12 protein-coding genes and 5 pseudogenes are annotated in these 14215 nt (G+C 52.3%); 8 read left to right on the top strand and 9 right to left on the bottom strand.

The genetic code is table 11. The features are described 5' to 3' along the window. Window positions 1-147 precede the first annotated feature (147 nt). The 3 genes from AC1TXO_RS16705 (at window position 148) to AC1TXO_RS16695 (ending at window position 2121) form a co-directional block, all read left to right on the top strand. The gene (locus tag AC1TXO_RS16705) at window positions 148-495 is read left to right on the top strand and encodes a hypothetical protein (protein ID WP_486402780.1); all 348 of its coding nucleotides are present in this window, start codon (window positions 148-150) and stop codon (window positions 493-495) included. Between the two features lie 133 nt (window positions 496-628). Next, window positions 629-1612: an SIR2 family protein gene (locus AC1TXO_RS16700; RefSeq protein ID WP_486402779.1), complete on the top strand. Its 984-nt coding sequence runs from the start codon at window positions 629-631 to the stop codon at window positions 1610-1612. Window positions 1613-1755: 143 nt separating this feature from the next. Next, window positions 1756-2121, top strand: a complete 366-nt coding sequence (locus AC1TXO_RS16695) for a histone-like nucleoid-structuring protein, MvaT/MvaU family (protein ID WP_486402778.1) — start codon at window positions 1756-1758, stop codon at window positions 2119-2121. A gap of 173 nt (window positions 2122-2294) precedes the next feature. On the opposite strand, the gene AC1TXO_RS16690 is transcribed toward AC1TXO_RS16695, so the two are convergent. Continuing rightward, window positions 2295-3263 carry a hypothetical protein gene (locus AC1TXO_RS16690; RefSeq protein ID WP_486402777.1) on the bottom strand — a complete coding sequence of 323 codons (969 nt, stop codon included), beginning with the start codon at window positions 3261-3263 and terminating at the stop codon, window positions 2295-2297. A 1103-nt stretch (window positions 3264-4366) separates the two neighbouring features. On the opposite strand from AC1TXO_RS16690, the gene AC1TXO_RS16685 reads away from it, so the two are divergent. Next, window positions 4367-5517 (top strand): IS3 family transposase gene (locus AC1TXO_RS16685; RefSeq protein ID WP_486402776.1). Its coding sequence is split into 2 segments (ribosomal slippage): window positions 4367-4601 and window positions 4601-5517, totalling 1152 coding nucleotides; the frame shifts between segments, so codons are not numbered across the junction. A 323-nt stretch (window positions 5518-5840) separates the two neighbouring features. Here AC1TXO_RS16685 and AC1TXO_RS16680 read toward each other — a convergent pair. The 6 genes and pseudogenes from AC1TXO_RS16680 to AC1TXO_RS16655 all read right to left on the bottom strand — a co-directional run. Beyond that, window positions 5841-6653 (bottom strand): hypothetical protein, encoded by an 813-nt coding sequence (locus AC1TXO_RS16680; RefSeq protein WP_486402775.1) that lies wholly within the window; start codon window positions 6651-6653, stop codon window positions 5841-5843. Between the two features lie 196 nt (window positions 6654-6849). After that, window positions 6850-7053, bottom strand: a pseudogene (locus AC1TXO_RS16675) (integrase core domain-containing protein); the annotation flags it as partial. Window positions 7054-7065: 12 nt separating this feature from the next. Further along, window positions 7066-8124 carry an IS110 family RNA-guided transposase gene (locus AC1TXO_RS16670; RefSeq protein WP_486402397.1) on the bottom strand — a complete coding sequence of 353 codons (1059 nt, stop codon included), beginning with the start codon at window positions 8122-8124 and terminating at the stop codon, window positions 7066-7068. Window positions 8125-8334: 210 nt separating this feature from the next. Then, window positions 8335-9296: pseudogene (locus tag AC1TXO_RS16665) on the bottom strand (IS3 family transposase); the annotation flags it as partial. A 59-nt stretch (window positions 9297-9355) separates the two neighbouring features. Further along, the gene (locus tag AC1TXO_RS16660; protein ID WP_486402774.1) at window positions 9356-9517 is read right to left on the bottom strand and encodes a hypothetical protein; all 162 of its coding nucleotides are present in this window, start codon (window positions 9515-9517) and stop codon (window positions 9356-9358) included. A gap of 39 nt (window positions 9518-9556) precedes the next feature. Further along, window positions 9557-9667 (bottom strand): annotated as a pseudogene (locus AC1TXO_RS16655) (transposase domain-containing protein); the annotation flags it as partial. 260 nt (window positions 9668-9927) lie between these two features. Here AC1TXO_RS16655 and AC1TXO_RS16650 point away from each other — a divergent pair. The 3 genes and pseudogenes from AC1TXO_RS16650 (at window position 9928) to AC1TXO_RS16640 (ending at window position 11417) form a co-directional block, all read left to right on the top strand. Further along, window positions 9928-10332 (top strand): GNAT family N-acetyltransferase, encoded by a 405-nt coding sequence (locus AC1TXO_RS16650; RefSeq protein ID WP_486402773.1) that lies wholly within the window; start codon window positions 9928-9930, stop codon window positions 10330-10332. Window positions 10333-10738: 406 nt separating this feature from the next. Further along, window positions 10739-10879: pseudogene (locus AC1TXO_RS16645) on the top strand (transposase domain-containing protein); the annotation flags it as partial. 88 nt (window positions 10880-10967) lie between these two features. Continuing rightward, window positions 10968-11417 carry a GNAT family N-acetyltransferase gene (locus AC1TXO_RS16640; RefSeq protein ID WP_486402772.1) on the top strand — a complete coding sequence of 150 codons (450 nt, stop codon included), beginning with the start codon at window positions 10968-10970 and terminating at the stop codon, window positions 11415-11417. On the opposite strand, the pseudogene AC1TXO_RS16635 reads toward AC1TXO_RS16640, so the two are convergent. Further along, window positions 11398-11992, bottom strand: a pseudogene (locus AC1TXO_RS16635) (IS66 family transposase); the annotation flags it as partial. The gene AC1TXO_RS16640 and the pseudogene AC1TXO_RS16635 overlap by 20 nt on opposite strands. 308 nt (window positions 11993-12300) lie before the next feature. On the opposite strand from AC1TXO_RS16635, the gene AC1TXO_RS16630 reads away from it, so the two are divergent. Continuing rightward, a complete protein-coding gene (locus tag AC1TXO_RS16630; RefSeq protein ID WP_486402771.1) occupies window positions 12301-13425 on the top strand; it encodes an acyltransferase family protein in 1125 nt (374 codons plus the stop codon). Window positions 13426-13778: 353 nt separating this feature from the next. On the opposite strand, the gene AC1TXO_RS16625 is transcribed toward AC1TXO_RS16630, so the two are convergent. Beyond that, window positions 13779-14207, bottom strand: coding sequence for an RDD family protein (locus tag AC1TXO_RS16625; protein WP_486402770.1), 429 nt, complete (start codon window positions 14205-14207; stop codon window positions 13779-13781). Window positions 14208-14215 lie beyond the last annotated feature (8 nt).

Genomic DNA, 14215 nt, shown 5'->3' with positions numbered 1-14215 from the left:
AGGTGGGCAGGGTCTTGCAGAGCGGTAGAGATCGCATTGTTCAGGTGAGGGAATGGCTAAGCGAAAGCATGAGTTTAGGCCTGCTGGGGCAATATTGGTCAGGTGCAGACGTAAAAGATCGAGGGCGAGAATGCGGCAGAGAAGGCGGTGAACGAGGATTTGGAAAGGCATGTATGGCACAGATCCTGGGAAGCCTATGGCAATGTATTGAGCGATATCCTGGATGAAGCATTGTGCAGCTACAAGCGCATCGGAGGCTTCGATGAGATGACGCGTCTGCATTCGAGCGCCGCCGGGTCTGACGCTCTTGTGCTACTCAGGCAAGCGATGGTAAATCGCTGGCCAGGTACTGCCGCCGATCCAGAGTCCTATTTAGCGATCCGTTCCAGGTTGAGAGCGCACATTGTGGACTTCCTGCTCTGCAAACTCGTCATCGACCAACACGAGACACCAATCCTGAGAGAGGCATACTTTGCCGCCGATCTCGGTCTATAGCGGACTGTCCAAGCGGGCCGTAGGCGGTTCACTCACGTAATCCTCAAATCACGCAGCTGCCTAGTCTGACGTAGTGTAGAAGTCAGGGCAGGGCGCGCTACACTCGCTACTACAATTCGCCTGGAGCCCCGCGATGCCACGGAAGACACTGATTTTCGGTAATGGGTTGGGTATGGCGCTTGACCCGAGGCACTTTTCACTCACCGAAGCTATGGCCTCAGTATGGGGCGACCCTTTCGCCATTTCCCCCGCTCAAAAGCAGCTGATCAGTCAATGCCTTGGTGGCTTCGACGCAATTCCCCAGCGCGAAGATCAGCTTGATCCCCTTCACTTAGTAATAGCTGCCTGTAAGACCCTCTCAAGCATCAATATGTCTCAGCGGATGGACGTCCACTGGTTGAGCGAAGAAGGCCAGCGGTTCCCGCTTGCCGTAGGAAACTACATTCATAAAGTCGCGACGCATTTGCATATGTATGAAGGCGAGCTTCCGCGGGATTTTCTTAACCCGTTAATCGACTTTGTAAGGCGAACCAGATCGCATGTCGCGACGTTGAACTATGACAAGCTACTCTATGGAGCCTTCCTGGACGCGGGCTTGATGGGCGGCTACTTCGACACCTCATTGGTGGACGGTATGCTCGCTGGAGGGTTCAGTTCCGAGGCTTTGGAGCGGCGATACGGCAATGATTATGCTTACTACCTACACCTCCATGGTTCGCCCCTTTTCTTTGACGACAGGGGCATTGCCAGGAAAAGGAATCGACATGAACTGAATCCTTTCTCACCTGAGGGTTCAGACCACATTGTGCTCACCCATGTCCGGCATAAGCGATCAGTGATAGGCGCTTCTCAGGTACTCTCAGCTTACTGGACGTACCTCAATCTCTGCCTAAACGAGTCACAGGAAATCATCGTCGTCGGATACTCAGGAGACGACTTACATCTAAACGATGTCGTAGCGGCTTATGCGCAATCTCGTCGCGTTGTAGTGGTTGAATGGGCAGGATTGGGTGCGACGCAGGTAAGTCGGATTGCGGTGTGGATGCAAAAATTTAAAACACAAAATTTGCGGCATTGCTACTTGCCCAATATTTTGGATTTCAACCAGTGGGAGTGATGCTTGCTTTCGGTGTGGGTTGTTGAGTTGAAGCGCATGGATTGAAGTAAAATATTTTTCGAGAAGTTTGACATTTATGAGTGTATGGAATTAGTATTGAATCAACAGTGAAGCATAATCTCACCCGAATTCGAGGTAGTACCATGTCCCGCTTGGCAGAATTTCGTCAGCTTGAACAAAAATTGGCCGCGCAACTGGCTGAGCTGGAAGCACTCAAAGGTTCGTCGGAACTTCAAAAAGAAATTGAGTTCGAAACCAAACTCCGTGATTTGTTGGCCAAATATAGCTTTAGCTTGCGTGACATCATCAATATTTTGGATCCCCAGGCTAACCGTCGCTCCAATGCTCCCGCTGTTGAGAAAAGCCCGCGTCGTGCTCGTCAGGTGAAACAGTACAAGAATCCGCATAACGGCGAAATTATCGAAACCAAAGGCGGTAATCATAAGATCCTGAAGGAGTGGAAGGCGCAATACGGATCGGATGAAGTTGAGTACTGGCTCGCTCATTAAGAATCATTAGCTTGCGAAAGCCCCTTTATGGGGCTTTTTGTGTTGAGTCGTAGGGCGGTGCACCTGAGTCATAGGCAGGCGTCCGCTCAATTTCTTTGTACGCTGGGCTGCCAGAACGGCTGCACTCAGTTGGGCATCAAGCGGGTTAGTACGCACTTACCTTTTCAGGTTGGTCAGTCAGCCTCAAGGGCGTAGCGGCACATGCCACACAGTCGAGTCATATCGTCGTCGTTGTCTATTTCCGACTCCAGCGTTGCGCCACATTCAGCGCAAGCTGGGCCTGGACTGTCTTCAAGGCAGAGCAGACATTCGAATTCTTCTGTCAGGTAGCTGAAGTGGCCGCAGCGGGAGCAATGTTCCAGCGGGGCCTCACCTCCCTTGGTTAAGGCATAGTACAGATCCGCGAAATAGTGTTTCGTAGCGATGGTTTCAGCTGCCTCAGCGTAAGTAGCGCAATAGGTGCAACAGGTACATGCAAAGGCGATCTCCGATGCAGGATTCACCAATGCGACGGGTTTGATGAGTGGCGATTTACAGGCAGGGCACTGCAGCAACTCTACCGAGCCCCTAAGAAGCTGATGCCCCCAAGGTACCTGTTTATTCGCTGCTTGGCAGATCTCCAGTTCGCGATTGTAGAAAGCCTCCTGGGCTGTGAGGAACTTCCATAGATCTTCGCCGAGAAAATCGATTGGGGTTCGGTTGAGATAGCTCGGCACAAACTGCTGGATGAGGTGGAAGGAAGCGGCCATGGCTTCGGCTAACCCTGATGCGGGCAGCTTGGAATAGTAGTGCTCCACATCGTTACGCATGATGGTCAGCTTTTTCAGAAGACTCCAGTCGATGCCCTTTACGCCAAGGTTCTCAAGGCGCTCTTGGATTGTTCGCACATCGACGGTCTGTCCTCCTTTGCCAACCCAAACGGGGTTGCCATCGGCATCCAGGCCCGTGGTCACATGCTGTTTGAGAAAGGCTTCTTTGGAATCAGCCGGGCTCAGTTCCTGAAGCTTCACCTTGAACATCAGCAGCAGGCCAGCTGAGAGATTTCGGATCGCCGACAAGGCACGGGCCTCGTCGGCTGGGATGGCTTTGAAATCCTCAATACCCAAGCGGATCGAGGACACAGCGTTGTCGAGCATTGTCATGGTTCACTTCCTTGTGAGGCTGCAGTGTCGTAGGCGGGATGCGGACGACCGTTGGTACGCGATTCGAGTGATCCTAAGCTGAACCTGTCGCCAATGCTAGAGAAGAGGGCCCACTCACATGCCGGCTAACTGCGCTGTGAGTCCCTCAAGTTCCACCAATTGGATGGAAAGAGAGATGAGTCGGGCTCATGTGGAACGCTCTGCGGATCCTAGCAATGCCCCGGATGTCCACCGTTGACTGCATTCCTCTATACGCGCCACAATCTGACCAGTCCTAAGTCTGACGACCTTCGCGTGATCTATGTTGCCTCTACGAGACACGTCACAGCGGTGCGCGGCGCACACCAAGGAGAGGCTGAGGACGGCGTTTTAGTACCGTCCGTCTGCTAGGGCGAAAATAATTAAGGTCGCTCGCCAGTAAACTCGAACCAAACAATTATTTAGTATTGACAGGTTATTTTTGCATTATTGTAAGTGCAATAGGTTGTTGGTTTCATCATAAGATGTTGATTTGTCGGTAGTGGCGCTGAATAATAAGCAAGTATTGACGTGCCGTGCTTGCTTTGTATCATATTATTGTACGGCGTGACAGTCGATGGTAACTATTTTTTGAGGTGGAGCGAGTGACCTCGTACGATGCCCAATAGGGTTGCACCTTCCAATTTTGCAGTTACCATGAGTGCATGACTCATTGAATCCTAATGCTGATGTTGCCTGCTGGCAGCTTGGAGGCTCTTGTGCGTTCGTGGATAATTATAATCGCCGTTGTGCTGGTCATTCTGTTGCTCTTGTACTCCCCAAAGGTCTATTAAGTTGTCGGGCTAGGTTGTCGATTGCGATGTGCCGACGCTTGAGTCTTAGTGCTTGCTCCGGGTGTTCTAGGAGGTCGTTATATGTCAGTGCTTGCAGATTAATAGGAGATGTCAAAAAAGATTTATTGCTATCTTTAATCGCTCTCCGGTGAGGCTGGAGTTGTATGCGGTTTTAAATCCAATTGCATTCGGTGTTAGAAAAAACTGTAAAATCCTACATGCGACGATTGAATCGCCCCTGGTTTCGTAGACACCTCCAAGCCTCATAATGAGGCCCAAATAGGAGGTGCCATGAGTCGTCAGCGTTACCCCGAAGAATTCAAGATCGAAGCGGTCAAGCAAGTGACCGAAAAAGGCAAACCTGTCGCCGAGGTCGCCCAGCGCCTGGGTATGTCCGTGCACAGCCTTTACGCCTGGATCAAGGTTTACAGCAAGCCCCAAGAGCAGCGTCAGCATGACAATGATCAGCAGGCTGAACTGCGCAAGCTGCGAGCTGAACTCAAGCGGGTGACAGAAGAGCGAGACATCTTAAAGAAGGCCGCCGCGTACTTTGCCAAGGAGTGCGGCTGAAGTACGCCTTCATCAACAAGCACTCGACGGATTACTCAGTGCGTCGCCTTTGCCAAACCCTCAAGGTGCATCCCAGCGGCTACTACGCTTGGTTGGCCAAGCCTCAATCTGCCCGAGCCAAAGAAGATCAGCGCCTGCTTGGCTTGATCAAGCAGGCCTGGTTAGAAAGCGGCGGCGTGTATGGCTATCGCAAGATTCACGATGACCTGCGAGAGCTAGGAGAGATCTGTGGGCGAAATCGAGTCGGTCGCTTGATGCAGGCAGAGGGGCTGCGTTCGCAAACGGGCTATCGCTGTCGTCCTGGGTTTTATGGCGGAAAACCAACAGTGGCATCGCCCAACCATCTGGCCCGGCAGTTCAAGGTCGGTGAGCCGAATAAGGTCTGGGTGACCGATATCACCTACATCCGCACCTATGAAGGGTGGCTGTACCTGGCGGTAGTGTTGGATCTGTTCTCTCGCCAAGTCATTGGTTGGTCAATGAAGCCCAGGATGAGCAGCGACCTGGCCATCGACGCCATGCTGATGGCCGTGTGGCGACGCAAGCCACAGCAGCAAGTGATGATTCACTCAGACCAAGGCAGTCAGTTCAGTAGCTCAGATTGGCAAAGCTTCCTGAAGGCCAACAATGTGATCAGCAGCATGAGCCGACGGGGAAACTGCCACGACAATGCCGTAGCCGAGAGTTTTTTCCAGCTTTTGAAGCGGGAGCGAATCCGACGAAAGATCTACGCAACGCGTGACGAAGCCCGAAGTGATATTTTCGATTACATCGAGATGTTCTATAACCCCAAGCGTCGACACAGCAGTGCTATGCAGCTGTCTCCAGTAGAGTATGAGAAACGCTATTTCCTGAGCTTGGAGAGTGTCTAGGAAACCAGGGGCGATTCATCCGGAGCGATGGTCAGGACGCACTCGCAACTGGGAGCCGATTGGTACCGTGCTGCTGAACCCTGATCGGGAACAACAGCACGTGAAGCAAGCCGCATAGTTGGATGGTTGACGCGACAACTACCTTGAAAAACGCCGAGAGTGAGTGCTTCCGTTTTAATACTGTTCCTTGACTTTTGCGAAGGCTGAAGCTCCGGGTTAGAGTGCTTGGCGCGACTCAATACAGGGGTGAAAGGCGAGATAATCTTGTGTCATATTCATGGGCCTGAGTGTTTTTTGTAAAGGTTTCCAAGGTTCGGTGTCACTTAATTATACTTGCAAATGTCATGTTTGAATTCCCCCGGAATTGCTACGCGGGCTAGAAGGGGGTGAGTGAGGAGTGTGGTCGGCTCTTGCTCTACAAGCTTAGGTGCGATGAGGATTTTTTCGCGCATTGGGTCGAGATAGAGTATCGCGGCGTCGAGGCTATAGTTTGAGCATGGGGATTTATAGTTGAAGTCACCTTGGTGGGCGATGTGGTACAAGATTTGGTTTCTGCGGCGATCAGGCTCTATGACATATATGATCATGGATAGGATGAGCATAAAGCCGATAGCGTTTGCGAACAATGAAAGTCCGAAGTGAGGGAATTCCTCTCTCCAGCGAGCTGCGACGTATGATGCGAGCGCAAAGATTAACAAAATACATGCAATGGCAATGCAGGGGTTTTTCAATCTTATCATTACATGCATGAATGTCGATGCTGATACTGTTAGTGGTAGCAAGGCAGGGTCTACGCCGAATATTTCATTCACGTTACCCAGAGCGTCGTTATGAGAAAACCAGATCACCAAGCCTGCAACTGAAAGCCAGAGCAGCGTGCTTGATTTTAGGCCCATAAGTGGTGCCGCCAGCTTCAGCTCCATGAGACTTATGAACACGTAGGCATTTATGATCATCGTGGCAGTCAATGCGAGGATCATGTAATCAGCAAACGGCATTGCGAATGCATCAATCAAGATGGCAGAGAACAGCACCAGAGTAGCTAGGGCGGAAGCAATCGTGAGCACTGATACCCGAGAGGGTACCTTCGGGCTATCAGATTCATGCGATGGGTTTAGTAGTTGTTGCGAGCTCATTTTTATGGCCTGCCAGCTGAACGAACTCAGGTTATCGGCAGGCTGGTGCATCGCAGGAGGGTATAGATCAGCTGGCAACCGGACGCTTCTCAGAACCAAATCACAATGAAGCCGAAATGGTGTGATTGGGGGGCGGTATAGGGGGCGACGGTAGCCAAGCTACACGTCAGAAAAATGATCAATTAGTGTGTAGTGGTCAACTCATCCCGGACACGGTTTTGAGTTTTTCTTCAGCTTTTGCCGGAGCCAGTCCATTGTTGAACTGATGAGGTCGGATCCAGTTGTAGTGGCTCATCAGGTATTGGCCAATGTCTCGTTGAGCTTGCTGCCCGGTCGGGTAACCCGTGGTCGGTATCCACTCTGATTTCAAGCTGCGAAATACTCGCTCCATCGGTGCATTGACGCTCCTATGTCAACCAGCGCTCCTCGACTCGCTCAAGTCGGCCAAAATCAGTGGATATAGGCCTCGGATGATGTAGCGCTTCAGACATCTTTGTATTTCCTTGCACGACATCCCTTCGGCCGTTCTGCGCGCCACATACGCCTTGGTTCTCGGGTCACTGCGCATTCTTACCATCGCGATAGTCCATAGCGCATTGTTGGCGGATCGATCCCCCCCACGATTCAAGCGATGACGCACCGTTTTACCAGATGATGCGGGGAGCGGGTTAACACCACAGAGCGCAGCAAGAGCGGACTCACTTTTCAGTCGCTCAGGGTTATCCCCTGCAACGGAGATTAAAGTGGCCGCTGTCTGAGGGCCAACACCGAATTGACTACGAAGGCGATGTGCATACTGCTGCGTTAGCGAGTCCAGCGTGTCATCTAGCTCCTGCAACTCTGCCGCAAGGGCCTGCCAGCGTTTAGCCAGAAGTCTAAGCGATGTAGTCAGGGCGCTCAGGAATGGGGCGTGCCCCAGTGAGCCAATGTGTGCACAGTTGTCGACGCAAATCGCAGGTTTGACGTCCCAGAGCCGCTCTCTGATTTCTTGAGGAGCACTGACCAGCAGTGATCTGATCTGGTTGATAGCTTGTGTTTTAGCTTTCACCGCACTTCGGCGGACGACAGAAATCTCCCTCATTGCCTCGGCAGCGCCTGAATGGGTTTTAGCGATGGCAGTGGCGCTCCCCGCCAGCACCGAACGAGCTGCGCTTTCCGCATCGGTAGGGTCTGACTTTCCCTCCAATCTGCGCTTGCATCGATCAGGGCGGTTCACTTCAAAAACAGCAATGCCGTGTTCGCGAAGTACAAGTGCAAGCCCAGCGCCGTACGTACCAGTGCCTTCGACGCCAGCCCGCTGGAGCCACCCGAATGACCTTGCCCAAGTCAGCAACTTAAGGTAGCCGCGAGTCTGTGTATCTACAGCAAGAGTACCTAACAGCTGCCCATTCACGTTGATCAGGGCGCCAACATGGACATCCAGATGCGTATCCACACCTAGGATGACCTCAGTGAGTTTTGCAGTGTTCATGCGTAATACCTCTGAGTTTACGCACTACCGACCTTGGACGCAGGACAGGACTCTCGCGGTGCAGCACAAAGCTCCTATTAAGTCACAGACGCCAAGCCTGGCAGTGCCAGGGAACGTCAGCGATCAATCGACAGGTCAACACCAAGGCATCTAGCTAGCCAATCCCAGCACGAGTCAGATTGAGCTGACGCTCTTGAGCATAGTGAACTGAGAATCCCAGCAGTTGCCTCGGCGACTCATGCTCTGGCGCATGCGATAGCGCCACAGTCTCTGGCGGAACAGACGGCTGCCATGTTGCGAACCCTGGTCGGAGTGGAACAATAATCCTTGAGGCTTTCCGCGCTGTTCGTAAGCCACCTCCAGCGCTTTGACCACAAGGTCTGCATCCGGCTTTTCTGATAAGGCCCAACCCACCACTCTGCGTGCATAGAGATCCAGGACAACTGCCAGATAGTGCCATTTGCCCTGTGCCCAGACATAAGTGATGTCGCCACACCAGACCTGATTTGGCGCGTCGACATCAAACGCTCGGTTCAAGATATTCGGAATATCTGGCCGCTCCACTGTTGCCTTTCTGTACGCATGCGCCCCTGGCTGCTTGCTGACCAACGCCAGCTCACGCATCAGCCTACGCACCTTGAACCGCCCGATTTTCTCACCCTCTTCTTGCATCATCATCTTGATACTGCGGCTGCCGGGCGCACTTCGTCCGTGTGTGAACAGCTCATTCACTCGACTACGTAACCTCAGTCGCTCAACGTCCGGAGTTCGCTTTCTATGACGATGTGCGTAGTAACTAGAGCGAGTGACTTCAAACACTTCGCACAAGCAATCAACGGGCTCATGGTCGCTGAGCTGGCGGATCAGCGCGTACGCTCGAGATCTTCCGACATCAAGAGCGCGGTAGCCTTTTTTAGTATCGATTTCTCGCGTTCAAGTCGCGTGATTCGGGCTTCCAACTCTTGGATTTTTTGCTGCTCTGGCGTCAGCGCTTTGCTGGCTGGCGTGATGCCACCGCGCTCCTGTTGAAGCTGATTAACCCACCGACGCAGGGCCGATTCCACCAAGCCGAGCGAACGGGCCGCTTCGGCATGGCTGTAGCCTTGATCGAGCACCAGGCAGGCGGCTTCGCGCTTGAACTCAGGAGTAAAGGTACGGCGTTGCTTGGTCATCGGACACCTCTCTGTGGCGAGCATTCTCGCCTAAATGGGTGTCCGGGGTTAGTAGACCACTACACTTTGCTACCTGGTTGGTTTCGCCAGGGCTCCAACAGCAGGCTGGCGTGATCGACATCGGTGATCTCCGAGGCTGCTTTCGGGTGAATGTCGAGGAACTGGAACTGGCTGATTCGGCCGGGCAGCACCTGGTCACCCGCGGCGACTGCTTCCTTCACCACCTCTTCCCTAGCGTCCGCCCAGCTCATCTTGCGTAGTCAGGTCGGCATCCACTGATGCGGCAGCAACTGCCCGATCTCACTGGCTCGTTGGGTCGGCAGCCGCGTCAGCACATCCTTGAGATAGGCATACGGATCATGCCCATTCATGAGTTTGATCCTAAAGCGGTGTCGGTGTGGTTCAGCGCATCTTGCACAGAATTGTTTCGCATGTTGACCTCCTAGGTCATCGACACCCATTCCATGGGCTTTCCGGAACGAACCGGGGCGGTTCGTTGGGAGGCACAACGCTACTACACCGAGGTCCGGGCCGCGTACTGGCTTTCCGTCCAGAGTGGATGGGTGGACAGGGCATTGCCGTGGTTCTCATGGGTGGTGCTAAAGTGCCATCTTTTGCTGGGAGCATTGAGATGATGAACGGAACGTTGCTACGGCCTGCTACGGAAATAGAAATTGAGAGTCTGCAAGCTCTACTGCAGCAAGACACTAACAACAGTATTCGGGCGGTACGTAATGGATCTGATGTCTTGGGCGAAACAGTGCTTGTGATCTTGCATGGAGGGGAATATGCGGGATTTTGTACGTTCAGAGCCGGTGGCAATGAGATTTTCCCGCTCGTGGTCTTCGACCGATTTCGTCGCATGGGGATAGGTTTTGTCGCTATGCAGCAACTGATCGGGATGCTGCAAGAAGAAGGTGTCCGAAATGTGAGCATCGAGGTTGTACCCGGTGCAGAAGCCTTCTGGAAGAAAGTCTTTGCGGGACGGCCAGAGACCGCACACTACGGCGGAACGAGTTTCACTTACGCTATTTGATGCTTTACTCAGGAGCCCCGCTTCGTGCTGAGCTTTTTGCATGTTGCGACACTGCTCCCTTACCGTGCTCTCTCAAAGGGGTGATCACATGAAGACACTGCTCGCAATCGTAGCTATGGCCTGCATAGCTGGGTGCTCGTCGCTGGAACCATCAAAGGCCGCCGAAGAAATCCAGGAATGCATGACCTACCACTCCATGATGACCGCGCCGATGGCGCCGGATGCAATGGAACGGCTCAAGGTGGAGTGCGAAAGGTCGAGGGCAGGGTAGAGCTTGGCTGTGCCCTCGGGTGGTTTTGGCCATTCCTGCTGGAGGTGGCAGATTTCCAACCGCCCAGGCAAGGACGCTCTAGATGTGAGCCCGCTAGACATCCTCAGGGTACCTGTACGGCTCCTATGACACCCATCAGTGATGAGTTTGATCCAATCGGTGCGCATGGATGGGCATGACCCGTATACCTACCTCAAAGATGTGCTGACGCGGCTGCCAACACAACGGGCCAGTGAAATAGGGCAGTTGCTACCGCACCAGTGGATGCTGGCCTGACTTACGCAAGGTGAGTTCGCCGGTCGCTTACCGGGAAAGACGCATTGCGATGCGCTACGCTCTAATCCTTCAGGGTTGAGGTCTCAGCATGGAATGCCACGTTCGTCCCGCCACGAGCAGAGATGCAGCAGCGATAAGCCGCGTAGTTATAGCCGCCCTGCGTGAGTCAAATTCACAGGACTATCCATCTGAAGTGATCGCTCAGGTTGAGCAGGGTTTTTCTCCTGAAGCCATCACCACGCAGCTTACGAAACGTAGGATCTTCGTAGCCTTGTTGGGCGAAAACATTATTGGCACTGCCGGTCTCGACGGTCATGTGGTCAGAAGTGTTTTCGTTGACCCGGCTCATCAAAAATGCGGTATCGGGCGGCACTTGATGGAGGTCATTCATACAACTGCTGCCAGCGCAGGAGTTGGGGCTGTACGTGTGCCATCGTCGATTACAGCTGAAAGATTTTATGCCGCGTTGGGCTATCAGAAAATCCGAGACGAGTTTCATGGGGCGGAGCGCACCATCGTCATGGAGAAGCGGCTGTAGGATTAGCCCAAATATTTACCCAGTTCTGCGGCAATAAATCAGTGATCCCACTGCCCCGCTGCGTCGGCAGCAATGTCAGCACATCTTTGAGATAGGCATATGGATCGTGCCCATTGTTAAGCGCCGACTGGATCAAGCTCATAATCGTCGCAGCTCGCTTTCTGCTATTTAGCGACTCAGCAAAGAGCCATTTCTTGCGTCCGAGAGCCCATGGCGGGATCTGGTTCTCTGCCCAATTATTATCAATGGATACGGCCCCGTCCTCAAAGTAGCGCGACAGCGCGGCAGAGCGTTCAGATTCTAATCAAGTGCTCTGCTGATAGCCGAACCTTCGGGCATAAGATCGCCTTGGGCGATCTTCCAGGAATTCGGCATGTCCATCACAGGTTTGGCGTTTTCTTGCCGTATTCGGCGACGCAAATCCGGTTCCAGGTAGCGGACTTTGCTCTCGATTTCGTAAGTAGTACAATGCCTGCCCGGTGAACGGAGTTTTCTTGATGGCATGCAATTCGAAGACCTTGCACCACGCAGGGTCTGCAGCCGATCTCCGTAAAGCCAAGCTTAAAGTTTGCCTGTAAGAGTAGACTGGTTGGTAATAATAATTGAATTAAATTTATTGGCGGGCGTGTCTGTATGAAAGTTTTAATGTATGTCGATCAAGGTAAAAAGAGGCAGGTTTCATCGCTTTTGTCATCCGGAATTAAGTTTCAGGATTTGTGGGGGGGTTGTAAAATATGGATATTGGTTTTTGAATTTCATCACGTGCAGGCTCTGTAACCATAATGGGCATGGTTGCGCAAGAGACCCTGAAAATAGCAGGATTTAAGAGCGACTTCCGCCATGAGGTCGCAGTCAATAATGCTGCGCTGATCAGTGTTGCAGTATGTTTTTCTGGTCAGTTTTTTTGTTGGGGAAAATAGATAGTATGGGCGGCGATAGAATAATATTTGCAAACTCACTGAGGGGGTGGGCCGCCATTTTCGTGGTTGTGTCCCACTATGCTGGAATATTTTGGGTAATGCATTCGGATATTGCTGATGAAATGGGTGTGCCCCCACTTGAAGACTTCCCCTCGGTGCCAGTTGGGCTTTCTGTATTTGTTGATTATTCTACTTTGATTGGGCAGCTGGGAGTAGGCATTTTTTTTATCATTAGCGGGCTGGTGATACCGTTTTCTTTGAAAAATGGCACTAGTAAAGTCTTTCTGAAGAAGCGCGCTATACGTATATATCCCGTCTACATCGTCGGCTTCTGTATTTCCGTGGTTTCATTATATATTTTGTCTGCATGTCTAGGGGTGCCCTACAAGTTTTCAATGGGGGATATTCTTGCCCATTTTGGCGTAATCACGCGTGCGCCTTTGGGTGTCACGAGAATCGATGGGGTTAGCTGGACTCTCGAAGTCGAAATTTATTTTTACCTCGTCATGGCGATCCTGGGAACTCGACTGCTTGAATTAGACTTCAAGCGCTATGCAGGGCTGTCTGTAGTTATATTCGCCCTGTCTGCGTTATTTTTCAGAGTGCATGGAAACTTGAATGGTGCGCAAGTGGCCTGTGGGTTGTTGCTTTTGTTGGGGGTATCTTATTACTCTAATTTAAATGGGGGTGTGTCTAAGAAGCAGTTGCTGATAATGCAGTTTATTTCTTCTATTTTGATTTCAGCTCTTTGGCTCGGTTTTGCAAATCGTACCGATCGTACCTTTCAGTGGTTTGGTGCTTATTTGTTGGCAATTGCTTTTTTTTATGGGTGCTTTACTTTTAGGGCGTGGTTTGGTGTTGGTCGACTTACTTTGCATTTATCCAGTATTAGTTATCCTCTTTATGTCGTTCACTCGATGCTTGGCTATGTTATTATTTATGCGCTGCTGAAGAATGGGTTTGGTGTTTATTTTTCTATAGGTGTGGCAACTGTTGCGGCTTACATTGTTGCTCTATGTGTCCATTTGTGGGTTGAGAATCCCTCGTTGCGGTGGATAGCGTTTCACCGTGAGCACAATAATCCGTAGGCACCTCAAACGTGGTAATTGCGCGGCGGCGTCAACCAAAATGTCCCTGTAAATAATCACCTCAAAGAGCTCGCGAGCCAATTTTCAACACCGGGCTCGCCAGAAAGTTGGCATGTTGAGCGCTGCGGTGACGTCGTGCATTCCTCTATAGTGCGAAAGTCATTCGTGAATGGTTAGGATAAACTCAACCTGGCTGACGCTGCGAGGGTTGAGCTTGACGGACTTTACCCCGCAGCCGCTTGCGTTTCTGAAGGCATGAAAGTCCCGCCTTCACCCTTTAGCCGCCGCGCTGCTGGCCTCCCGGCGCGAAGTAAATACCCCGGCGCGAGGCCCGGCTTCGGGCTAGCGGCAGCTCATTGGCCGATGGCCTGCATCCTGACGCGGAGCTCGGCGAGGTCCCTGGTCGGTATGACATAGGTTCTGGAAAGCATGTCCCCGACCCTCTGGCACCGGGCGGATTGCGTGAAGATGAAAAGGGTCACGATCCCCAGCGGCCCCTCGACAAGCCTCGTGAACCCTCGGATCAGGGTTTGAATCAGCGAGGGCGGCCCGCCTGCTCCGTTGATGACGGTAAGCCCGAAGATGTACTTTCCTGGTGTTCTGCCTTTGAAAAGCCACTCGCACAGGGGGTACAGGAGCAGGTAGACGAAGACCAGCTCAAACCCTGCGAAGTAAAGGTTCTCCTGACCGGCAAGCCACAGGCCGAGCAGTACGATTGCTCCGTAGTCGATGATGTATGCCCCTGAGCGTTTCATCAGAAGCGATGTCCTTGAGACTTCCATCGGGTGCT

The organism is Pseudomonas sp. FA117 (assembly GCF_057370475.1).
Note: the sequence above shows the minus strand (reverse complement) of the source record. Positions and strands in the feature narration are given on the sequence as shown.